Origin of the sequence: Neobacillus paridis (genome assembly GCF_016765675.1) — a bacterium.
Lineage (GTDB): Bacteria > Bacillota > Bacilli > Bacillales > Cytobacillaceae > Neobacillus > Neobacillus paridis.
Window position 1 is genome coordinate 1 of sequence record NZ_JAESWB010000065.1, and the last position, 22,792, is coordinate 22,792.

23 protein-coding genes are annotated in these 22,792 nt (G+C 46.5%); all 23 read left to right on the forward strand.

The window, feature by feature from the left end; all coding sequences use genetic code 11:
- Positions 1 to 212: 212 nt before the first annotated feature.
- The 23 genes from upp to nuoN all read left to right on the forward strand — a co-directional run bounded on the left by upp (position 213) and on the right by nuoN (position 22,756).
- Entirely contained in the window at positions 213 to 842 is a 630-nt protein-coding gene (gene upp / locus JK635_RS05600; RefSeq protein ID WP_202653006.1) for a uracil phosphoribosyltransferase, read from the forward strand.
- Between the two features lie 253 nt (positions 843 to 1,095).
- Complete coding sequence (locus JK635_RS05605) at positions 1,096 to 3,276, forward strand: S8 family serine peptidase (RefSeq protein ID WP_202653007.1); 2,181 nt, start codon at positions 1,096 to 1,098, stop codon at positions 3,274 to 3,276.
- Between the two features lie 391 nt (positions 3,277 to 3,667).
- The gene (locus JK635_RS05610; RefSeq protein ID WP_202653008.1) at positions 3,668 to 3,889 is read left to right on the forward strand and encodes an AtpZ/AtpI family protein; all 222 of its coding nucleotides are present in this window, start codon (positions 3,668 to 3,670) and stop codon (positions 3,887 to 3,889) included.
- A gap of 2 nt (positions 3,890 to 3,891) precedes the next feature.
- Entirely contained in the window at positions 3,892 to 4,266 is a 375-nt protein-coding gene (locus tag JK635_RS05615; RefSeq protein WP_202653009.1) for an ATP synthase subunit I, read from the forward strand.
- Between the two features lie 22 nt (positions 4,267 to 4,288).
- Positions 4,289 to 5,002, forward strand: coding sequence for a F0F1 ATP synthase subunit A (gene atpB / locus JK635_RS05620; protein ID WP_202653010.1), 714 nt, complete (start codon positions 4,289 to 4,291; stop codon positions 5,000 to 5,002).
- A gap of 56 nt (positions 5,003 to 5,058) precedes the next feature.
- Positions 5,059 to 5,271: a F0F1 ATP synthase subunit C gene (gene atpE / locus JK635_RS05625; protein ID WP_027323467.1), complete on the forward strand. Its 213-nt coding sequence runs from the start codon at positions 5,059 to 5,061 to the stop codon at positions 5,269 to 5,271.
- 222 nt (positions 5,272 to 5,493) lie between these two features.
- Entirely contained in the window at positions 5,494 to 6,024 is a 531-nt protein-coding gene (locus JK635_RS05630) for a F0F1 ATP synthase subunit B (protein WP_202653011.1), read from the forward strand.
- Positions 6,021 to 6,554, forward strand: coding sequence for a F0F1 ATP synthase subunit delta (locus tag JK635_RS05635; protein WP_202653012.1), 534 nt, complete (start codon positions 6,021 to 6,023; stop codon positions 6,552 to 6,554). The genes JK635_RS05630 and JK635_RS05635 overlap by 4 nt, the downstream gene beginning before the upstream one ends.
- 19 nt (positions 6,555 to 6,573) lie before the next feature.
- Positions 6,574 to 8,085, forward strand: a complete 1,512-nt coding sequence (atpA, locus tag JK635_RS05640) for a F0F1 ATP synthase subunit alpha (protein ID WP_202653013.1) — start codon at positions 6,574 to 6,576, stop codon at positions 8,083 to 8,085.
- Positions 8,086 to 8,236: 151 nt separating this feature from the next.
- Positions 8,237 to 9,100 carry an ATP synthase F1 subunit gamma gene (atpG, locus tag JK635_RS05645; RefSeq protein WP_202653014.1) on the forward strand — a complete coding sequence of 288 codons (864 nt, stop codon included), beginning with the start codon at positions 8,237 to 8,239 and terminating at the stop codon, positions 9,098 to 9,100.
- 173 nt (positions 9,101 to 9,273) lie between these two features.
- Positions 9,274 to 10,695: a F0F1 ATP synthase subunit beta gene (gene atpD, locus JK635_RS05650; protein WP_202653049.1), complete on the forward strand. Its 1,422-nt coding sequence runs from the start codon at positions 9,274 to 9,276 to the stop codon at positions 10,693 to 10,695.
- Positions 10,696 to 10,716: 21 nt separating this feature from the next.
- Positions 10,717 to 11,124, forward strand: a complete 408-nt coding sequence (locus JK635_RS05655) for a F0F1 ATP synthase subunit epsilon (RefSeq protein ID WP_202653015.1) — start codon at positions 10,717 to 10,719, stop codon at positions 11,122 to 11,124.
- A 618-nt stretch (positions 11,125 to 11,742) separates the two neighbouring features.
- Positions 11,743 to 12,117, forward strand: coding sequence for an NADH-quinone oxidoreductase subunit A (locus JK635_RS05660; protein ID WP_202653016.1), 375 nt, complete (start codon positions 11,743 to 11,745; stop codon positions 12,115 to 12,117).
- Positions 12,108 to 12,620 carry a NuoB/complex I 20 kDa subunit family protein gene (locus JK635_RS05665; protein ID WP_202653017.1) on the forward strand — a complete coding sequence of 171 codons (513 nt, stop codon included), beginning with the start codon at positions 12,108 to 12,110 and terminating at the stop codon, positions 12,618 to 12,620. The genes JK635_RS05660 and JK635_RS05665 overlap by 10 nt, the downstream gene beginning before the upstream one ends.
- A gap of 3 nt (positions 12,621 to 12,623) precedes the next feature.
- Positions 12,624 to 14,069 (forward strand): NADH-quinone oxidoreductase subunit C, encoded by a 1,446-nt coding sequence (locus tag JK635_RS05670; protein WP_202653018.1) that lies wholly within the window; start codon positions 12,624 to 12,626, stop codon positions 14,067 to 14,069.
- A 3-nt stretch (positions 14,070 to 14,072) separates the two neighbouring features.
- Positions 14,073 to 15,173 (forward strand): NADH-quinone oxidoreductase subunit D, encoded by a 1,101-nt coding sequence (locus JK635_RS05675; protein ID WP_202653019.1) that lies wholly within the window; start codon positions 14,073 to 14,075, stop codon positions 15,171 to 15,173.
- A complete protein-coding gene (gene nuoH / locus JK635_RS05680; RefSeq protein WP_202653020.1) occupies positions 15,173 to 16,177 on the forward strand; it encodes an NADH-quinone oxidoreductase subunit NuoH in 1,005 nt (334 codons plus the stop codon). Before JK635_RS05675 ends, nuoH begins: the two co-directional genes overlap by 1 nt.
- 253 nt (positions 16,178 to 16,430) lie before the next feature.
- A complete protein-coding gene (gene nuoI, locus JK635_RS05685) occupies positions 16,431 to 16,856 on the forward strand; it encodes an NADH-quinone oxidoreductase subunit NuoI (RefSeq protein ID WP_202653021.1) in 426 nt (141 codons plus the stop codon).
- A complete protein-coding gene (locus JK635_RS05690; RefSeq protein ID WP_202653022.1) occupies positions 16,853 to 17,371 on the forward strand; it encodes an NADH-quinone oxidoreductase subunit J in 519 nt (172 codons plus the stop codon). Before nuoI ends, JK635_RS05690 begins: the two co-directional genes overlap by 4 nt.
- A complete protein-coding gene (gene nuoK, locus JK635_RS05695) occupies positions 17,368 to 17,682 on the forward strand; it encodes an NADH-quinone oxidoreductase subunit NuoK (protein ID WP_202653023.1) in 315 nt (104 codons plus the stop codon). Before JK635_RS05690 ends, nuoK begins: the two co-directional genes overlap by 4 nt.
- A gap of 182 nt (positions 17,683 to 17,864) precedes the next feature.
- Positions 17,865 to 19,730: an NADH-quinone oxidoreductase subunit L gene (gene nuoL / locus JK635_RS05700; RefSeq protein WP_202653050.1), complete on the forward strand. Its 1,866-nt coding sequence runs from the start codon at positions 17,865 to 17,867 to the stop codon at positions 19,728 to 19,730.
- Positions 19,727 to 21,235 carry an NADH-quinone oxidoreductase subunit M gene (locus tag JK635_RS05705; RefSeq protein ID WP_202653024.1) on the forward strand — a complete coding sequence of 503 codons (1,509 nt, stop codon included), beginning with the start codon at positions 19,727 to 19,729 and terminating at the stop codon, positions 21,233 to 21,235. Before nuoL ends, JK635_RS05705 begins: the two co-directional genes overlap by 4 nt.
- A 6-nt stretch (positions 21,236 to 21,241) precedes the next feature.
- Positions 21,242 to 22,756 carry an NADH-quinone oxidoreductase subunit NuoN gene (gene nuoN / locus JK635_RS05710; RefSeq protein ID WP_202653025.1) on the forward strand — a complete coding sequence of 505 codons (1,515 nt, stop codon included), beginning with the start codon at positions 21,242 to 21,244 and terminating at the stop codon, positions 22,754 to 22,756.
- Positions 22,757 to 22,792: the final 36 nt, after the last annotated feature.

A 22,792-nucleotide genomic window follows, 5' to 3' on the forward strand; every position in this document is an offset into this window, starting at 1 on the left:
AGCATTAAAAGAGTTGGCCGGTTTTTAAAAAAGACAAATTTTCTATCAAGAGAGCACTCTAAATAAGTGAATCCGCTTTCACTTCTGTGGGGATAAAAAAACTGCCCACAAATACTTGACTCAAACCTTGTGCTTTTCTATGTTGCTCATTCAGTAGATTTTCTGTAAAATTAGTCGAAGTGTCATTATTTTTTATAAAAGGGGCGATTATTGTGGCAAAGGTTTACGTCTTCGACCATCCGCTGATTCAGCACAAACTAACGTACATACGCGATAAAAATACGGGAACAAAGGAGTTTCGTGAGCTGGTCGACGAAGTGGCAACGCTGATGGCGTTCGAAATTACCAGGGACATGCCGCTTGAAGAGATCGAGATCGAAACGCCGATTTGCAAGACAAAGTCAAAGGTGTTGTCCGGGAAAAAAATTGGCCTCGTACCGATTTTACGCGCAGGAATTGGGATGGTTGACGGTGTTTTAAAGCTGATTCCGGCGGCAAAGGTTGGCCATGTTGGCTTATACCGCGATCCGGAAACATTAAAGCCAGTCGAATACTATGTAAAGTTGCCAAATGATGTCGAGGAACGCGACTTCATCGTTGTTGACCCTATGCTGGCAACAGGCGGTTCGGCGATTGATGCCATCCATGCCTTGAAAAAGCGCGGTGCCAAGCATATCAAATTCATGTGCCTAATCGCTGCTCCAGAAGGCGTTGAGGCCGTGAAGACAGAACATCCGGACGTCGATATTTACATTGCTGCAATGGATGAAAAGCTTAACGACCACGGCTACATTATGCCAGGTCTGGGAGATGCCGGCGACCGCTTGTTTGGCACGAAATAAGGATGTTTTAGAATTTACCTGAGCCAGGCTGTCAACCGCCTGGCTTTTTGATGTGAAAATATCCAAAATCCCTAGAAATATGTCCAAAACCCTTTGGGAAAAGTCCAAAGCCTCGTAAAAAATGTTCCAACCACCATTAAAAAAGTCCAAAACTCAATGGATCCCCATGATATTCCTTATATCAGGAAAATCCAAATAACTGCATACTTTCCCCGTCAACTGAAAAAAATATTAAAAAAGGGGACTTCCTTATATGAAATTTCTACTGTCGCTGCTGCTGGCTACACAACTGTACCACCCAGCTATTCCAAAACCCACAAAAGACACGATTGCCATTGTCATCCTCGACAAGCCGCATACCCAAGAGGAAATCAAAAAGCTAATCCAACCATCCAAACATCTAAAACTAAGAAGAATTTTTCGAGAAGCCCTTGATGGCTTTTCCGTCCAAGGCCGTCCCGAGATGATCGCCCTTCTGGCCAAACGGCAAAAGCACATTGTCCATGTTTCCCCCGTCCATGAATACCGGGTGCAAACGGAAGAAAGTGTCAAGATTATCGGAGCTGAGGAGGTTCGCCGTTTTTATGACCGCGATAACAAGCGCCTTACCGGTAAAGGTGTTACCGTCGGTGTGATTGATACCGGCGTCGACTATACCCATCCTGACCTTAAACCAAACTATAGCGGTGGCCATGACTTGGTCGACAATGACAACGACCCGATGGAAACGACCGACCCGGGGAAAGCAACGATTCATGGTACCCATGTTGCCGGGGTCATTGCTGCCAATGGGAAAATAAAAGGCGTCGCCCCGGAGGCAAAAATTGTTGCTTATCGAGCACTCGGACCAGGGGGCGGCGGAACGACTGAGCAAGTGCTAGCGGCGCTCGACCAGGCGATGAAAGACAAAGTGGACATCGTTAACCTATCGCTGGGCAATAATATTAACGGCCCGGACCTGCCAATCAGTCTGGCGCTTGACCGGGCTGTTACAAAAGGGATCGTCGCTGTTGCCGCTGCCGGCAACTCAGGACCAAAGGTGTGGACAGTCGGCTCGCCTGGCACCTCCTCAAAGGCGATCTCAGTGGGTGCCTCGACACCGACGCTGTTGATTCCCTACTTATTAATAGAAGGAAGACGGTTACCGCTGCGAATTCAGCCGCTGGAGGGCTCGACAGATTGGACGCTGGACCGATCGTATGACTTGGTCGATGGCGGCCTTGGGCGCAAGAAGGACCTCCGCCACGCAGCAGGGAAAGTGGTACTCATCAAGCGGGGAGGATTAACCTTTTCCGAAAAAGCCAAGAATGCTCAGGAAGCAGGGGCCAAAGCCGTTCTGATTTACAATAATGTGGCTGGCAGCTTTCTCGGCAATCTCGAGGCAGAAACCGCCATTCCGGTTGGTTCGTTGACCAAAAAAGACGGAGAATGGTTGCTAAAACAGCAGCCAACATTGGTCCGCCTCCTGATTAAAAAGGAAAAAGATCAGCTGGCCGAGTTTAGCTCCCGGGGACCAGTAACGGGGACGTGGGAAATTAAGCCGGATATTCTCGCTCCTGGGGTCGCGATTAACTCCACCATTCCCGGCGGATATTTGTCATTGCAGGGCACGAGTATGGCGGCGCCGCATGTGGCCGGAGCCTGTGCCCTGATCAAGCAGGCCCATCCTGATTGGACTCCGGAACAAATCAAAGCGGCGTTAATGAATACCGCCCAACCCTTAACCACGACGAGCGAGACGCAGCAAACAAAGGCGCCCGCCCACTATCGTACATACGAACAAGGGGCTGGCCGGATCCAGGTTGCCGAAGCGATTCAAGCGGAATCACTGGTGACCCCCGGCAGTATTAGGTTTGATAAATTTTCCAACAGTAATCATGTTCATCAAGTTAAGCTTCAGGTTCACAATGTCAGCAGTCGAAGACAGCGTTACTCGTTTGCGATACCGGCCCATGAAGACGGCCTTCATTGGCGCCTGCCATTTTCGTTTATCCTTGGCCCAAAACAGTCAAAAGTCATCACGATTCGTTTAACCGTCGACCCGGCTGTTTTTAAAAAGAAAATCCATGATGGTTATTTTAGATTACACGCCGGTTCGCGAATCCTCAGTCTTCCTTACTTGTACGTCCTTGAGGAACCGGGTTATCCGAGGGTGATGGGGTTTGATTTTGCCATGGGAGATCATCCGGGCAGCTATCGTTATGAGGTGTATTTGCCGGGAGGTGCCGAGGAATTTGGGATTGCCTTATTTAACCCGGAGAGTTACCGGTTTGTTGCCTTTCTGGATACAAGCACGAGGTTGAAAAAGGGGCTAATCAGCAAAGAATTACCAGCGGCCGAACTGCCGCCGTCCGGAACGTACCTGGCCAAAGTATTTGCCAAAAAGGCGGGTAAAGAGGACTACATCGAAACACTGATTACCATTTTAAAATAATTTGTCAGAAAGGACACTATGTTTTCTGGTAGAAAAAAAGGAATAAAATGGTTCAAATTATTTGGAAGTCATAAAATGTTCACAAAACTGACACAATTTTGGCAAAAATACGATTAAATATGCCATACAATAATAATGTTTACGACTAAATATGCCATACAATAATCATTCTGACTGTAGATACCATATGGGAGAAATTATGGTAATTTCAAGGTATTAATTATGGCTAAATTAATTGACTTTGCTAGGTGCCTATTGTATGCTAACAAAGGATGTAAATGAGTGTTTTTTCACAAAAATGTCACATTTTTCTTGTGCCATAATGATTTAAATCATTTACAATATCCTTTATATATTTTTTCTCACTTATTGAAGGTGAGGATGATTTTATATGCAAAAAAACCGCAATCCATTTCAAGCGATGGCACTGATGTCTGCTATTGTCTCGCAGTTGGTTGGCTCCATCTTAATCGGTATATTTGCAGGCAGATGGGTAGACGGGCATTGGGGAACAGAGCCGATCTTTTTAATCATTGGCTTACTTTTGGGACTTGCTGCTGGAGTTTATTCAATGCTTGCTTCCATTCGTCATTTCTATTCAGGAGATAAATAACCATGCCGGATTTTCGAGAGATGTACAATAGGCAGCGAAAGTGGATATTCTACATATTAGCCATTTATGTTCTTGGATGGGGTTTTACATCTTACCAAACTTTCTTTTTAGGATTAATCCTTGGGACTTGCTTTAGTTATTTGAACCTCTGGCTGTTAGTAAGGAAGACAGAGAGTTTTGACAAGGCCATCTCGCAAGGGAAAAAAGTCCGATCGCTGGGTTCGTTGCAACGGATCGCCGCAGCAGGTATTGCCGGGGCGATTGCTGTTATGTATCCTCAATATTTCCAAATTATCGCTGTTGTGTTGGGACTAATGACATCCTATATTGTCATTATGATAGATTATTTTTATCATGCATTTCATGTTCATAAGTGAATGGGAAGCGAGGTGAGATTACATGAATCATGGTTCTCCTGATTTTCAGTTTTTAGGTCTTTGGTTTAATGCAGCGAATCTCTTGATGATTACCGTTGCAAGTTTGATTGTTTTTCTCATTGCTGTTTTTGCAACCCGCAGGCTGGCAATGAAACCTACCGGGATGCAGAACTTCTTAGAGTGGGTGCTTGACTTTGTAAAAGGCATTATCAACAGCACAATGGATTGGAGAGATGGCGGGAGGTTCCACGTCCTCGGGCTGACATTAATTATGTATATTTTTGTTTCCAATATGCTCGGTCTTCCATTTGCCCTCGTGGTAAATGAGAAGCTATGGTGGAAATCACCAACTGCCGACCCGATGATTACATTAACTTTAGCTGTCATGATCTTGGGCCTGACCCATTATTATGGAGTTAAGTTAAGGGGGCCGAAAGCATATGGAGGAACATTCTTCTCTCCAATGAAATTCTTATTTCCGTTAAAGATTATTGAAGAATTTGCCAATACCTTAACGCTTGGTTTGCGTCTTTACGGAAACATCTATGCCGGTGAATTATTGCTTTCACTGTTAGCAGCCGGTTTAGCACACCAAGGAGCCCTCGGCTTGATTGCCGCGGCACCGCTGACGCTTGTTTGGCAGGCCTTCTCGATTTTCGTCGGCACCATCCAGGCATATATTTTTACGATGTTAACAATGGTTTATATGTCTCATAAAGTGAGCAGCGACCATTAATATATTTTTGAAAAAATAAAAATACTTATCGATACATTTTAAGGAGGAACAAAGTAATGAATCTTATAGCAGCAGCAATTGCAATTGGTTTAGCAGCAGTAGGCGCAGGTATTGGTAACGGTCTTATCGTAGGTCGTACAGTTGAAGGGATTGCTCGTCAACCGGAAGCACGTGGTTTACTGCAAACTACCATGTTTATCGGGGTTGCGTTAGTTGAAGCATTACCGATCATCGGCGTTGTTATCGCGTTCATGGTATTAAACCGCTAGAACTTGATAGACTCCAAATGGCGAAGTGGGTGTCAAAGAAACCTTCGCCATTCATTTATGTCCTTTAAGGAAGAGGGGCGGAGCACAGCCTGACTCAAATGGAGAGGATTAGCTCGCTTCACCGCCTTGTTGGTAAAGGTTGTTTTTGGTTCATAATAGGTATGGTTTGCCATAAAAGTTTTCTTGTAACTGTGAGCAACTCTTGAAAGGAGTGAACCCGTAGTGTTATTGAGCAGTTTAGTGTTGGGAACAGCTGCTGAAGGCGTTACTCATATTAATTATGGGGACATGTTCTTCCAGTTGATTGTGTTTATCGTTTTATTAGCGTTGCTGAAAAAATTTGCCTGGGGTCCATTGATGGGCATTCTGAAACAGCGCGAAGAACATATTGCGAATGAAATCAATGCGGCGGAAGAAAGCCGTTTAGAAGCTAAGAAACTTCTTGAAGAACAAAGAAATCTATTAAAAGAAGCACGTAATGAAGCCCAAAGCTTGATTGAAAATGCCCGAAAGCAAGGCGACATTCAGCGTGAAGAAATTATTGCCACAGCCCGCGGTGAAGCAGAACGCTTAAAAGAAGCGGCAAAGGTGGAAATCGAGCAGCAGAAGGAAAAAGCCGTTGGAGCCATCCGCGAACAAGTGGCGCATTTGTCTGTCTTAATTGCTTCGAAAGTGATTGAAAAGAACCTAAGTGCAGAAGACCAAGACAAACTCATTAACGACTATATTAAAGAGGCAGGAGAATTACAATGAGCGGCTCGTTGGTAGCAAGACGCTATGCACTGGCACTTTTGGAAATTGCCAAAGAACAGCAGCTTCTCAAAGTGATTGTTGAGGATCTTCGCGTCGTAAAGGAAGTAATTGGATATACTCCTGAATTAAAAGCCGTTCTTCATTCTTCCAAACTGACTAAAGAAACGAAAAAAGCGGTGGTAATTCAAGGTTTTACTGCGGTCAACCCGTATGTATTAAATACCCTGTTACTGCTAATTGACCGTCATCGTGAAGACCAAATTGTCTCTGTGGCTGATGAGTTTTTGGCATTGGCAAATGAGGAAATGGGGATCGCTGAAGCGGATGTGTACAGCACAAGGGCGCTGTCAGATGCTGAACGTGAGGCTGTTTCTGCAGTTTTTGCCGCAAAAGTGGGCAAGAAGTCATTAAATATTAAAAACTTTGTTGATTCCGATTTGCTTGGCGGCTTAAAGCTGCGCATCGGAAACCGAATATATGACGGCAGTTTGCGCGGCAAACTTGATCGTTTAGAACGCACATTGTTATAAGAGAATAGGGGTGAAACTCATGAGCATCAAAGCTGAAGAAATCAGTGCCCTGATAAAGCAGCAAATTGAAAATTATCAGGCAGAAATTCAAGTGACAGACGTTGGTACTGTTATCTCTGTTGGTGACGGTATCGCACGTATCCACGGCCTTGATAATTGTATGGCCGGTGAACTTGTTGAATTTTCTAACGGCGTTATGGGGATGGCACAAAACCTTGAAGAAAATAACGTCGGTATCATTATTTTAGGACCTTTCACCGACATTAAAGAGGGTGACGAGGTTCGCCGTACAGGACGCATCATGGAGGTTCCGGTTGGTGAGGAACTGATTGGTCGTGTTGTCAACTCATTAGGACAGCCTATTGATGGCATGGGTCCAATTAATGCCAAGAAAACCCGCCCTGTTGAGCAAGTGGCAACAGGTGTTATGGCACGTAAATCTGTTCATGAGCCGCTGCAAACCGGGATTAAAGCGATTGACGCACTTGTACCAATCGGACGCGGCCAGCGGGAATTAATCATTGGTGACCGGCAAACTGGTAAAACATCAGTAGCGATTGATACGATCATCAACCAAAAAGGTCAAAACATGATTTGTATCTATGTAGCGATCGGACAAAAAGAATCCACCGTCCGCGCCGCTGTTGAAACCCTTCGGAAAAACGGTGCCTTAGACTACTCTATCGTTGTTTCCGCTTCCGCATCACAGCCAGCTCCAATGCTGTTCCTAGCACCATATGCAGGGGTTGCGATGGCAGAAGAATTTATGTTCAGCGGCAAGCACGTATTAATCGTCTATGATGATTTATCCAAGCAGGCATCTGCTTATCGTGAGCTTTCCTTGTTACTTCGCCGTCCGCCGGGCCGTGAAGCTTATCCAGGGGATGTATTCTACTTACACTCGCGCTTACTCGAGCGTGCAGCTAAATTAAATGATGATCTTGGCGCTGGTTCGATCACCGCATTGCCATTTATCGAAACACAAGCAGGCGACGTTTCTGCTTATATTCCAACAAACGTTATTTCCATCACAGATGGACAAATTTTCTTACAATCAGACCTATTCTTCTCCGGTGTTCGTCCGGCGATCAACGCAGGTCTTTCCGTTTCCCGTGTAGGGGGATCGGCACAAATTAAAGCGATGAAAAAGGTTGCCGGAACATTGAGACTTGACCTTGCTTCCTATCGTGAATTAGAGGCATTCTCACAGTTCGGTTCCGACCTTGATAAAGCAACTCAAGCGAAGCTGGCCCGCGGTGCCCGTACCGTTGAGGTATTAAAACAGGATCTCAACAAACCGCTGCCGGTTGAAAAACAGGTTATGATTCTTTACGCTCTAACTCGCGGCTTCCTTGATGATATTCCAGTTCAAGATATCCGCCGCTTTGAGGGCGAATTCTATAACTGGCTAGACCACAATCGCAAAGAGCTGTTAGACCAAATCGTCACAACCAAGGATCTGCCAAAAGACGATGACATGGCAGAAGCCATCAACGCCTTTAAAAAGACATTTGCTGCTTCGGAACATTAAGGTCTAACAATTTGAACGGTGGTGTCAGGCACCACAAAAAGACAAATACCGTAAATTGTCCGCGTGGGGTGGACACATAAAATGGTAATTGTTCCAAAAAGCGTGGCCTGACATCCGCCTGACATTCTTTGAATGAGGGTGGTGAGAACCTATGGCATCATTACGCGATATTAAACATCGTATTGCGTCGACGAAAAAGACAAGTCAAATTACCAAGGCAATGGAAATGACTTCGGCTGCGAAATGGAATCGCGGCGTGTTGAACGCGAAATCATTCGTGCCTTATATGGAAAAAATCCAGGAAGTAACCACATCGATTGCCCTTGGTGCAGGCGGCGTAACCCATCCAATGCTGACCCATCGTCCGATCAAAAAGACGGGTTACATCGTGATCACATCCGACCGTGGCCTTGCTGGCGCGTTCAATAGTAACGTCATCCGCCGTGTCCATCAAACCATCCAAAGCCGTCATAAATCCAATGACGAATTTGCGATTATTGCGATTGGCCGAGTGGGACGGGACTTTTTTGTGAAGCGCGGCTACAATGTCGTCCTCGATATCGTCGGGCTTCATGACCAGCCAAGCTTCCAGGATATTAAAGAGATTACCAGTACAGCTGTCGGCATGTTCGCAGACGAAACATTCGATGAATTGTATCTCTATTACAGTCACTATATCAGTGCGATTTCGCAGCAGGTAACCGAGAAGCAACTGCTTCCGCTAACGGATATTTCCGCTTCTGCACCACACAAGCTGATATCTTATGAGTTTGAGCCGGATGCCGAAGCAATTTTGGAAGTGCTCCTGCCGCAGTATGCCGAAAGCTTAATCTACGGTGCCCTGTTAGACAGCAAAGCCAGTGAGCACGCTGCCCGGATGACCGCAATGCGCAATGCCACTGACAATGCGCAGGAATTGATCCGCAATTATTCACTAAGCTACAACCGCGCCCGCCAGGCTGCGATCACACAGGAAATTACCGAAATCGTCGGCGGTGCGGCAGCTCTTGAATAATCGATTTTTTAAAAATGAACCCTGTTGTAGGGCTCTTGACAAAGTAGCCGTTTTTGGAAACTGTTTCGTTCGTGTGAAACGTTATCCGAAAACGAGTACCAATATAGTGGGATGAACCAGGTTCATTTTTCAAGCAGCTTTGTTTGGAAAAAGTAAGTTAGGAGGGAAAAATGATGAGCAAAGGACATGTTCTTCAGGTTATGGGTCCGGTTGTTGACGTGAAGTTCGAAAACGGTTATCTTCCAGAGATCTATAATGCGCTGAAAATCGTGAAGAAAGCGCAAAATGAATCTGAAGTGGATATTAACTTAACCCTTGAAGTAGCCCTTCATTTAGGTGATGATACCGTTCGTGCCATTGCGATGGCATCTACTGATGGTTTGACTCGCGGTTTGGAGGTAGAAGATACCGGTGCACCGATTTCGGTACCGGTTGGGGACCCAACATTGGGCCGTGTATTTAATGTTTTAGGTGACGTTGTTGACTTGAAGGAAGAGATTCCAGCAAGTGCCCGTCGTGATCCGATTCACCGCGAAGCACCAACGTTTGAGGATCTTTCGACTGAAGTTGAAATTTTGGAAACCGGTATTAAAGTTGTTGACTTGCTGGCTCCATACATTAAGGGTGGTAAGATCGGCCTGTTCGGTGGTGCCGGTGTAGGTAAAACCGTTCTTATTCAGGAGTTAATTCACAATATTGCCCAAGAGCACGGCGGTATTTCTGTATTCGCCGGTGTAGGTGAGCGGACTCGTGAAGGGAACGACCTTTATTGGGAAATGACCGATTCTGGTGTTATCAAGAAAACAGCGATGGTTTTCGGTCAGATGAATGAGCCGCCAGGTGCCCGGATGCGCGTTGCCCTGACTGGTTTAACAATGGCGGAGTATTTCCGTGATGAGCAAGGACAAGACGTGTTGTTCTTTATCGATAATATCTTCCGTTTCACCCAGGCAGGTTCCGAGGTTTCAGCGCTGTTAGGCCGTATGCCATCTGCCGTTGGTTACCAGCCGACACTTGCTACTGAAATGGGTAAATTACAAGAACGGATTACTTCGACGAAAAAAGGTTCAGTTACATCGATTCAAGCGATTTACGTACCTGCCGACGACTATACTGACCCGGCTCCGGCGACCACATTCGCCCACCTTGATGCAACGACCAACCTTGAGCGTAAGCTTTCCGAAATGGGGATCTATCCTGCGGTGGATCCGCTTGCTTCAACTTCTCGTGCTTTGGCACCTGAGATCGTTGGCGAAGAGCATTACAATGTTGCTCGCCAAGTGCAGCAAACATTACAAAAATATCGTGAATTACAGGACATCATCGCCATTCTTGGTATGGATGAGCTTTCTGATGAAGATAAACTGGTTGTTGCCCGTGCCCGTCGGATTCAGAACTTCTTATCACAAAACTTCCACGTGGCTGAACAGTTTACTGGCCAGCCGGGTTCATATGTACCGGTTAAAGAAACGGTTCGCGGCTTTAAGGAAATCCTTGAAGGGAAGTATGACCACCTTCCAGAGGATGCCTTCCGTCTTGTTGGCCGGATCGAAGAAGTGGTTGAGGCCGCAAAACGTATGGGTGTAGAGGTCTAATCCAGCCAGGGAGGGTAAAAAATGAAGACGATTAAAGTCAGTGTTGTAACTCCCGATGGTCCGGTGTATGAATCAGATGTGGAAATGGTGAGTACGAAGGCTAAATCAGGTGAACTCGGTATTTTACCAGGTCACGTGCCATTGGTAGCACCGCTTGAAATTGGTTCTGTTCGTTTAAAGAAGGATGGAAAGACTGAATTTGTCGCTGTCAGCGGCGGTTTTCTAGAAGTCCGTCCTGATCAGGTAACGGTTCTGGCCCAATCGGCAGAGAAGTCTGAAGATATTGACGTGGAACGCGCCTTAAGGGCTAAGGAGCGTGCCGAGCAGCGCCTGCGCGAGCAGAAGCAGGATAATATTGATTTCAAACGCGCTGAGCTCGCCTTGAGACGTGCTGTCAATCGGATTACGGTAGCAGAACGTAAATATTAATTGTAGGAATAAAATGGGCTCCTCTGGCCGGCAAATAAAACGCCGCACCCCGAGGGGCCTTTTATGTGTGTGACTGGTAGCGCCGAGTGCAGGCCGTTTTGATGAAGAAAATTCTATTCGCATGAAACTGGACATTTAGAATATGATGATAGGGAAACCTAATAATGAATATTTTCCTTATTTTCATGTTGGCATACTTTAAAATTTTTCAAAGGTTGATAAACCTCACTGACTTAGACTTGGTTTTGTTTTTAAATAGGGTTATCGAATTTATTAGGGCTATTATGGTACATATGAACCTCTTGTCTTGGTTTCTGGCCCATGGAGAAATCCCGCAGCTCGTCCTCAGCGAGCAGTGAGGGTGGGATCATGACTCCAAACCAGTATGGTGGAAAAATGAAATTTTGTTTCTATATATTTTCTATCGAGACTTGCGAAAGTTTTTCAAATGGGGCTTTTGTGAGCGAGATCTACATACCTATTTTGGGGAATTTCACGGCGGGTAGAATTCCAATTTTTAAATGGATTCGGTTTGTCGACACAAGTTTGTAACAATGTTATAATGAATTCGGTTACAATATTCGTAAGTGTTAAAATATTCAACTTGGAGGGGATGGCATGGAACTTTTAAATGTATATCAGAATAATTATCTGATAGTTTTTGTGTTCCTGTGTCTCGGAATTTTGCTACCGGTGGTGGCGCTATTTTTGGGAAAACTTCTGCGTCCGTATAAGCCAAGTGCGGAGAAGTATACCACATATGAGAGCGGGATTGATCCGGTTCACGATTCTCGTGTACAGTTCAATGTCCGCTATTATATTTTTGCCCTGATGTTTGTTATTTTTGATGTAGAAACAGTGTTTTTATATCCATGGGCAGTTGCTTATGATAAGCTAGGTGTTTTTGCTTTGATTGAAATGGTGTTATTCGTCATTATGCTTTTAATCGGTCTAGTATATGCTTGGAAAAAGAAGGTGCTACGATGGATTTAAAAGTAGATGGCATTACCGATTTGGAAATGGAAGAGTTAAAAAGAAATGTATTTTTGACGACGCTGGAGCAAGTGAAAGGGTGGGCGCGAAGCAGTTCAATCTACCCGGTGACATTTGGTCTGGCTTGTTGTGCGATTGAAATGATGGGCGTGGGTGCAGCACACTACGACTTGGACCGATTTGGGTCGTTTTTCCGGCCGTCACCACGACAATCCGATTGCATGATTGTTTCGGGAACAGTAACAAAGAAAATGGCTCCAATTTTGAGGCGTCTTTATGACCAGATGCCGGAGCCAAAGTGGGTAATCGCGATGGGATCATGCGCAACTGCGGGTGGGCCGTATGTGAAATCGTACTCCGTTGTTAAAGGGGTCGATCAAATTGTCCCTGTAGATGTATATATCCCTGGATGCCCTCCGAATCCGGCCGCGTTAATATATGGAATCAACAAATTAAAGGAAAAAATCAAATATGAAGCGAAGACTGGGAAGAAGGTGATCTAGTCGATGAGCGGGGAAAAAGATCTTGAGCAATTGAAGCGGGAGGCCGCGGAAAAAGCGAAAGCCGCAGCGCTGGCGAAGCGACAGGCAAAGGCTGCAGCGGAAGCAGGTCAATCACAGGAAGTGCCGAAGCAAGTTGAGCCCGAGCAAAAGCCGTCAGAGCCTGAAAAAACTGCAGCAGCATCGGCTGGTGACGCCGATGATCTGGCAAAGAAAAAAGCGGCAGCAGCCGCAAAGGCAAAAGCGGCGGCACTAGCGAAAAAGAAACGCGAAGGGATCGTAGACGAGGAACCGGCGTCAGAAACAGTAGCGGAAGCAAGTGCCGGAGAAACTGACGATCTGGCGAAGAAAAAAGCAGCAGCAGCCGCAAAGGCAAAAGCGGCGGCATTAGCGAAAAAGAAACGCGAAGGAATCGTGGACGAGGAACCGGCGTCAGAAACAGCAGCGGAAACAAGTGGCGGAGACGCCGACGATCTGGCAAAGAAAAAAGCGGCAGCAGTCGCAAAGGCAAAAGCGGCGGCACTAGCGAAAAAGAAACGCGAAGGAATCACAGACGAGGAACCGGCGTCAGAAACAGTAGCGGAAGCAAGTGGCGGAGACGCTGACGATCTGGCAAAGAAAAAAGCAGCAGCAGTAGCGAAAGCAAAAGCGGCGGCCGCCGCAAAACGAAAAGCAATGGAACTTGCCGGTGGAGCCGCAGCCGACGGTGACAGTGCCCCGGCAGGCGACGATGCGAAGGCAAAAGCAGCGGCCGCCGCAAAAGCCAAGGCCGCAGCAGCAGCCAAAGCGAAAGCAGCCGCGAAAGCAAAAGCCAGCACAGACGGAGCAGCAGCGGGTGATGATGAAAAAGCCAAAGCGATTGCCGCAGCCAAAGCGAAGGCGAAAGCAGCCGCAGCAGCCAAAGCAAAAGCGGCAGCAGCAGCCAAAGGTGGTGCGACAGCAGCAGATACTGATGCTGCGGAAGCCAAACCATCACCAAACCAGCCATACCTTGACAAGTATGTGAAGGTCATTGAAGAAAACTTGGGTTCCGATGTTTTGGAAGATTTTTATATTAATAAACTCTCAAAGGATGTTCCAACATTAGTCGTTAAACGGGAGGCCTATTATAAACTGGCTCAATTTTTGAAATTTAATGAGCTGTTAGGGTTTGATTACTTATCAGAGCTTCATGGTACTGATTTTCAAACACATATGGAAGTTTATCTTCACTTATTCTCGTTTAAAAACCGCCAATCTGTTGCGGTAAAAGTAAAGATTGACCGTGACGACCCGGCAATCGAATCGGTACAGCCGATTTGGGCAGGGGCAGAGTGGCCGGAATGTGAGGCCTACGATTTATTAGGCATTAAGTTTACCGGGCATCCGAATTTACGCCGAATTTTCCTCGGCGAAGAATGGATTGGCTATCCACTGAGAAAAGATTATGAGCCGTATGATGTGGAGGTGTAGCCAGTGATTAGAACAGAAGAAATGGTCCTGAACGTAGGACCGCAGCATCCAAGTACCCACGGAGTTTTTCGGCTTGTGGTACACCTGGACGGGGAATTGATCACCAAGGCAGAGCCTGTAATCGGCTATCTGCACCGCGGGACGGAAAAATTAGCGGAAAACTTGCAATATACGCAGATAATTCCCTATACCGACCGGATGGACTACCTGTCATCGATGACAAACAACTACGTGCTTTGCCATGCGGTGGAAACCATGATGGGGATTCAGGTGCCGGAACGCGCGGATTACTTACGGATCATCGCAATGGAATTAAACCGTGTAGCCAGCCATCTTGTTTGGTGGGGGACATATTTGCTTGACCTTGGGGCAACAAGTCCCTTCATTTATATGTTCCGTGAACGGGAAATGATTATCAATTTGCTGAATGAACTCTCGGGCGGTCGCTTAACCTTCAACTATATGCGGGTTGGCGGGGTCAAGTGGGACGCACCGGAGGGCTGGATTGAAAAAGTTAAAGAGTTTATCCCTTATATGAGGGAACAAGTCAAGGGCTACCATACCCTTGTCAGCGGCAATGAAATTTTTCTCAATCGGGTTACTGGAATCGGCAAGTACACAAAGGAAGATGCGCTTAACTACTCTCTGAGCGGGGCAAACCTTCGCTGTACAGGTGTAAATTGGGATCTGCGCAAAAACGAGCCGTACTCCATTTATGACCGGTTTGATTTCGATGTTATCACCGAAGAAGGCGGCGATATTTTATCACGTTACAAAGTTCGAACAAGGGAAATCGAAGAGTCATTGAAAATTTTAGAGCAGGCTGTCGAGCAATTCCCGGCTGATGGAGCAATTATGGCGAAAGTGCCAAAAATCATCAAGCCACCGAAAGGGGAAGCGTTTGTCCGAATCGAAGCGCCGCGGGGGGAAATAGGCTGCTACATTAGCAGTACAGGTCAGAAAGAACCGTACCGCTTGAAATTTAGAAGACCATCATTCTACAATCTGCAAATTCTTCCGAAGCTATTAGAGGGAGAAAATATTGCAAATATGATCGCAATTTTAGGAGCAATTGACATTGTTCTCGGAGAGGTGGACGGCTGATGATTGAAGAAATGCTCCATTCCAGTCCCGGCCTGTACAACTTTATTATCTACTTTATCTTTGCCTTGGTTTTATTGCTAGTTGTACTGGGTTTCGTAACCTACTCAATTTTGGCAGAGCGGAAGGTTATGGGTTACATGCAAAACCGGCACGGTCCAAACCAAGTCGGCGGCCGCTTTGGACTGTTGCAAACTGTTGCTGACGTTCTGAAGCTTTTACTAAAAGAGGATATTATCCCGAAGGTAGCTGACAAGCCGCTGTTCATCATTGCACCGGTCATCGCCTTTGCACCATCGTTTATGGTCCTGGCAACGATTCCGTTTACAGATCGGTTCCAATTTGCCGACCTGAATGTCGGACTCCTGTATTATGTGGCCATTTCCGGAATGACCGTATTTGGCGTATTACTGGGTGGCTGGGCTTCGAACAATAAATACTCTCTATTAGGGGGAGCGCGGGCGACAGCGCAGATGATTTCCTATGAAATCCCGCTCGTTATGTCCGTATTGGGGATTATTTTACTATCAGGCAGTCTGAACTTGAATGATATCGTGCATGCGCAAAAGCATGGCTGGTTTATTTTATTGCAGCCGATTGCCTTTTTGGTATTTTTAACAGCATCGACTGCAGAACTTAGCCGGACACCGTTTGACTTGCCGGAATCAGAGTCGGAGCTTGTTGCTGGATACCACGTTGAGTATTCCGGTTTCCGCTGGGCGTTCTTTATGCTGGCGGAATATGTCTATTTATTTGCGATGACCGCTTTAGTGACCGTATTGTTCTTCGGTGGCTGGCTGGCGCCAGTTAGTTTCTTAAGCTTTATTCCAGGATCCGTCTGGTTTGCACTTAAATTCAGCGCCGTGCTGTTCGTTTACCTATGGTTCCGAAGCACGTTCCCGCGGATGCGTGCCGACAAGTTGATGGAGTTCGCCTGGAAAGTACTCATGCCAATTGCACTCGCGAACATCATGTTGACGGCATTGATAAAGTCACTGTTTTTCTAAAAAGTGGTGCTTTAAAAATGTAAAATGCCAATTGGGGAAGGGAAACGCCAATTGAAATGGTTTTTCCGCCAATTGATCGGTGTTACCCGCCAATTGACACAGCTCAAGCGCCAATTGAAGAGAGTTTTCCGCCAATTGGAGAGAGCTTTGCGCCAGTTGCAGCGGATAATGCCAATTAGCGAGGCACTTGCGCCAATTGATTTTCGATAAAATAGGAATTTACGTTTGAAAATTTTTTAAAGGGGTGAACAACGTGCTTGGAACTGGATTAGCTAAAGGCTTGAAGTATACCCTAAAACAGTTAACGCGTGAAAAGGTAACGTATGATTATCCGAATGAACCGCTGCCGCTGCCGGACCGGTTCCGTGGGATCCAGAAGTTCTATCCGGAAAAATGTATTGTCTGTAACCAGTGTGCTAATATCTGTCCGACGGACTGCATCCAGTTAACCGGGAAGAAGCATCCGGACCCGACGAGAAAGGGAAAAATCATTGATACGTATGATATTAATTTTGAAATCTGCATCCTTTGTGATTTATGTACAGAGGTTTGCCCAACTGAAGCCATTGTCATGACTAATAACTTTGAGCTCGCTGAATACAGCCGTGACATGTTATTTAAGAACCTGGAGTGGCTTGATGAAAATGATGAAAATATACGGCAGGTGAATAAACCATGACCTTCTCAGGTGAATTTTTCGCATTCATGGCCCTTGCACTTGTGGCGATCATCGGCGGCGTGCTGTTATTAAACCTGAATAAAGTCGTTCACATGGTCGTGGCTTTGATTTTCACCTTCGTCAGTATTGCCGGAATTTATATCCTCTTGTCCGCGGAATTTGTCGCGGCCGTGCAGGTACTTATCTATTCCGGAGCCATCACGATCATCATGCTGTTTGGCATCATGTTAACAAAGCCATATGACGATAGTGAAGCAAAAACAGGAAAATGGAGAAAGATTCTCGTCTTTCTTGGTGTTGTCGGGTTTGCCTTTGCGGTTTATCTCGGAATTTATCATTTCGATATCCAGCAGGTACCAACAACACTGCATGAAGACAATGTATTGCAAATTGGCAAGGCATTGTACACGAAGTATATTATTCCATTTGAATTTGTCTCGGTATTATTACTAGCAGCTCTTATAGGGGCAATTATTTTAGCAAAACGAGAGGATAAGGAGGCGGATAAGCAATGAGTTCGGTTCCCGCTTCAGCCTTTCTGGCATTGGCACTGATTCTATTCTGCATCGGTTTGTACGGTGCATTGACAAAAAGAAATACCGTCATTGTCTTAATTTCAATTGAGTTGATGCTGAATGCCGTCAATATTAATTTGGTAACCTTTAGTAAATACGGCTTAAGTCCATCAATCGACGGGCAGATCTTTGCCCTCTTTGCCATGGCCGTCGCCGCGGCCGAAGCCGCTGTCGGTCTAGCAATCTTAATGGCGCTGTACCGCAACAAAAAAACTGTCCATATCGACGAAATGAACGAAATGAAACACTAGAAAACCTTTAAGGTGTCACCACCCTCTGCTGATCACGGCGCAATAGTAGGGAATGAAACAGGGAATAAAGGCAATTGGTTAATTTAACCAAACTGTACGCCGTGGGTGGACAAATCACGCGAATTGTCCACGAGTGGTGCCTGACACCCATTGACACCCATTTGAAAAGGGGATTTGATAAGATGGAAAATGCATGGCTGATACCGCTTTTCCCGTTATTATCGTTTTTGCTCCTTCTGCTGATCGGTAAAAGATTGAAGGAGGCGAGCGCGTATGTGGGGATTCTGATGACGCTGGCGTCGCTCGTTTTCTCCATTCTCGTCTTGTTGGAGCGCTTTTCAGAGCCGACGTACTTATATAGGTTTGACTGGCTCACGATCGGGGAAATGCATTTAACAGCGGGCTTTGAAGTGAACCAATTAAATGCACTAATGCTGTTTATTGTTTCGCTCGTTAGTTTCCTGGTACATACCTATTCTAAGGGCTATATGCATGGAGACGAGCGGTTTCACGTATTTTATGCCTATTTAGGGCTATTCACCTTTGCGATGTTGGGCCTTGTGATCTCGCCTAACATTCTGCAAACGTATATTTTCTGGGAACTGGTCGGTCTAGGTTCCTTCCTATTAATCGGTTTCTACTATTATAAAGAAGAAGCGAAGGCGGCTGCGAAAAAAGCCTTCATCATGACCCGGATCGGCGACGTTGGCCTGCTAATCGGGATGATTCTGCTATTCTGGCAAACCAATAGCTTCGAATATAGTGAAATTTTTAAAGCTGTCGAAGCCGGTGCCATTTCTAACACCATGATTACCTTAACGGCGATCTTGATTTTTATCGGGGCAATTGGGAAATCTGGTCAGTTCCCGCTCCATACCTGGCTTCCGGATGCGATGGAAGGTCCGACACCGGTTTCGGCCCTTATCCACGCCGCGACCATGGTTGCCGCTGGGGTGTATTTAGTAGCTGCCCTGTTCCCATTGTTTTTGGCGAGTAAAACGGCGCTCATGACCGTTGCCGTCATCGGTGGGTTTACGGCAATTTTTGCCGCCAGCATCGGATTGGTGCAGACGGATATTAAACGGGTGCTTGCATACTCGACCGTCAGCCAGCTTGGCTACATGATGCTCGCACTTGGATCGGCCGGATATGTTGCCGGTGTGTTCCACTTAATGACACACGCGTTTTTTAAAGCATTATTATTCCTTGCCGCCGGTTCCGTGATCCATGCGGTGCATACGCAGAACATTGAGGAAATGGGCGGGCTTTGGAAAAAACTGAAGTTTACCGCACCGCTGTTTTTAATCGGAACACTGGCGATCAGCGGGGTGCCGGGGTTATCCGGCTTCTTCAGTAAAGATGAAATTTTAGTGGCCGCATGGGAAGGCGGACATCCGGTTCTCTTCCTGCTGGCGCTCATCGCCGCGTTCATGACGGCGTTCTATATGTTCCGCTTGTTCTTCATGGTGTTCACTGGGGAAAACCGCGGCAAGCAAACCCATGTGCACGAGTCACCATCAACGATGACCCTGCCGATGCTGCTGCTCGGGATCCTCGCAGTTGTCGCCGGTTATGTCAATACACCTTGGTTCGGCTCATTTCTTGGCGACTGGCTGACCGATGGCAATCCAGTACTAGGACATGGTCATATCGAAGGACCAGCCTGGATCATGGCTGCTGCCACGATTGTGTCTTTGGCGGGAATTCTATTAGCCTACTTAATCTACGGCAAACGTTCGATTGCCCCTGATTGGCTCAGCGGAAAAGGCGACATGCTGCACACGGTTTTATACAACAAATATTATATCGACGAATTTTATCAGATGACCGTTGTTGCCTTTGTTACAGGCTTCAGCTATTTATTGCGCTTCATTGACGTCTTCATTGTTGAAGGAATTATCAAGGGCGTCACCGGAATCATCCAAGGCCTTGGAAAACTGGGCTCGAAAATGCAAACCGGACAAGTGCAAACGTACGGTGCCGTGGCCTTTGTCGGACTGGCCGTGCTCGTGGTCATCTATGCATTAACAGGGGGGTACTTACGATGAATTTACACGCAGTCTTGTCACTCTTAGTATTCTCCCCGTTAGTAGGGATTATTGTTCTGGCAATCCTGCCAAAATCGCAGGAAATCGCCATCAAGGCCGTCGGTTTTTTAGCGACATTGCCGCCGCTTGCTTTATCATTAGCTGTTTACGCGCATTATCTTGCCGGCAAAAGTCTAAGCGATTTTTCCGTATCCGTTCCTTGGATTCAGTTTCGCGGCTTACAGCCGGACGAACCGGCCTATGCCGTTAACTACGAGCTAGCCATCAGCGGCTTCCAGCTTTTGCTCGTCGTCCTCACGTCGGTCGTTTCGACACTGGCGGCTCTAGGTGCGTGCAGGTTTATCAAAAAAGAATGGAAAGGCTATTTCATGCTCTTCCTTCTTTTAGTGACCGGGATGCTCGGTCTATTTACAGCGGAGAACATGGTGCTGTTCTTTATTTTCTTTGAAGTGACGTTAATCCCAACCTTCTTCCTAATCGGGAAATGGGGTTATTTTGAAAAAGAAAAAGCAGCTTTCAGTTTCTTAATTTATAACGGTTTTGGTTCTGCCGTGTTGTTGATTGTGATTATGATTCTGCTGGCAAAAACCGGAACAACCAATATTGTAATGTTAAAGGAAATCATTGCGGACCCGTCCGTGGGGCTATCGGCCGACTTTAAGCTGGGGCTGTTCATTGCCTTGCTCATAGCCTTCGGGGTCAAACTGCCGATTTTTCCATTGCACAGCTGGATGCTGCGCGTGCACGTTCAGGCACCGCCATCCGTTGTGATGATACACTCCGGTATTTTGTTAAAAATTGGTGCCTACGGTTTAATCCGCTTTGGCATGGGAATTTTCCCAGATCAGTTTAAACAGCTGGCGGTATTGCTTGCGATCCTTGGCGTGATTAATCTGCTTTACGGGGCGTTTCTGGCATTTATTCAAACAGACTTTAAAATGGTGTTGGCTTATTCCTCGATTTCCCACATGGGAATCGTGTTGATGGGACTTGCCGCGATGAACGAAGCCGGGATTCAAGGGGCGATTTTCCAAGTGGTATCGCACGGCTTGATATCAGCGCTGCTGTTCTTCCTTGTCGGCGTATTGTACGAGCGGACGGAAACATCGCTCATCGGCAATCTTGGCGGCTTGGCAAAAGGGATGCCGCTTACCGCTGGCTTCCTGCTGGCTGCGGCGATGGCATCACTTGGTCTTCCGGGAATGTCAGGGTTTGTCAGCGAGTTCATGGCCTTCTTAGGTCTGTTTAAAGTTGAGCCGTGGATTGCCGCCGTCGGGTCAATCGGAATTATCATGACAGCCGTCTACCTGCTCCGCGCCGTTCTTGGCATGACCTTTGGCAAAGCATTCCGTGACTTTGACGGGGTGCTCGATCTGCGCGGCCTGGAATTGGTCCCGGTGCTTGTGCTGATGCTGTTGATTGTGTTAATTGGTGTTTACCCAAGTGTCCTGAGTTCACCGCTTCAAGCCACACTTGAGACTATCATGCTTGGGTTAGGAGGGTGATTAGGATTGAGTCTTGAGTCATTTCAACAACTAAACTGGAGCATCATGACACCGGAATTTCTAATCCTCGGTGTGATTGCCATCTTGGTGTTAATGGATTTATTTATGCCGAAGCATATGGATCGAAAAATGATTGGCTGGATCGGGATCGTTGCCATTTTGGCGGCAATGGTCGCAACGGCTTCGATGGTCGGCGGACCGGTTGAGTCGATTTTGCACGACACGTTCCGGATTGACAGCTTTGCGCTTGCTTTTAAACTGCTGCTGCTTGGCGGCGGGGCGCTTGTGCTATTTTTAGCGGTCAGCTATGAACCAAAGGACGGCGTTGAGCGCTATCAAGCTGAGTTCTATTATTTGTTCATGACAGCCTTGCTCGGGGCGATGTTGATGACCTCCAGCGGTGATCTGATTACGCTTTACATTGGGCTTGAGCTGCTCTCCATTCCTTCTTATATTTTAGCGGGAATTCGCAAATTTCATTCCCAGTCCAATGAATCGGCGATGAAATATGTCATCAATGGCAGTATTTCTTCCGCAATTACCTTGTTCGGGATGAGTTATGTGTATGGTTTAACCGGGACAACCAATTTGCTGGACATGGCCAGCAAGCTGGCAACGCTGTCTGACAGCAACCATGTCTACTTGCTGACCTTGGCATTTTTGATGATTGTCGTGGGCTTAGGCTTTAAATTGGCGGCTGCACCGTTCCATATGTGGGCCCCTGACGTTTACCAAGGTGCTCCGACACCGGTAACCGCCTTCTTGAGTGTTGTTTCAAAAACAGCGGGTTTTGTGATTGTGATTCGCATTCTGCTGACGGTGTTTGGCTTTGCCGCTACCGACGGACAAGGCTCGATTCCAATTTTATACAACATGCAAAACTATCTGGCCGTGATCGCCGCCGCAACGATGATTATCGGTAACGTCGTGGCCTTAAAGCAGACGGACATTAAACGGCTGTTTGCATATTCCAGTATCGCTCACGCCGGTTACTTATTAGTCGCATTTACGGCGCTGACCCCGAATATGTTTTATTCGATCTGGTTCTATTTGCTGGCTTATTTGCTGATGAACCTTGGGGCATTTGCGATTATTCAGGTTGTGACGGAAAAAGCCGGCTCTACGAAAATTACTGAATTTGCTGGCTTATATCGCCGCTCTCCGGTGCTGGCAGTGTCAATGGGAATACTACTCATTTCCTTGGCAGGCTTCCCGGGAACAGCAGGCTTTATCGGTAAATTAAATATTTTCCTTGGCGCGCTCTATGCCGAACCGGGACATTATCTGCTGGCATCGATCATGATTGCTGCCACCGTTGTGTCATATTTCTACTATTTCGGAATCATGACGCAAATATTCTTCCGTCCGGCAGCTGATAACAGTAAATTTAATATTCCATTCGGTATTGTCGTTGTATTGCTTGTCGCGGTCGTTGGTTCAGTCCTGTTCGGCATCCTGCCAAACATCGCCTTCGACTTCTTGCAAAACAATCTCGACATCATCGCCGACTTCTTCAAATAGAAAAAGCAAGGCCAAAATTACAAGCCGACCGCACCC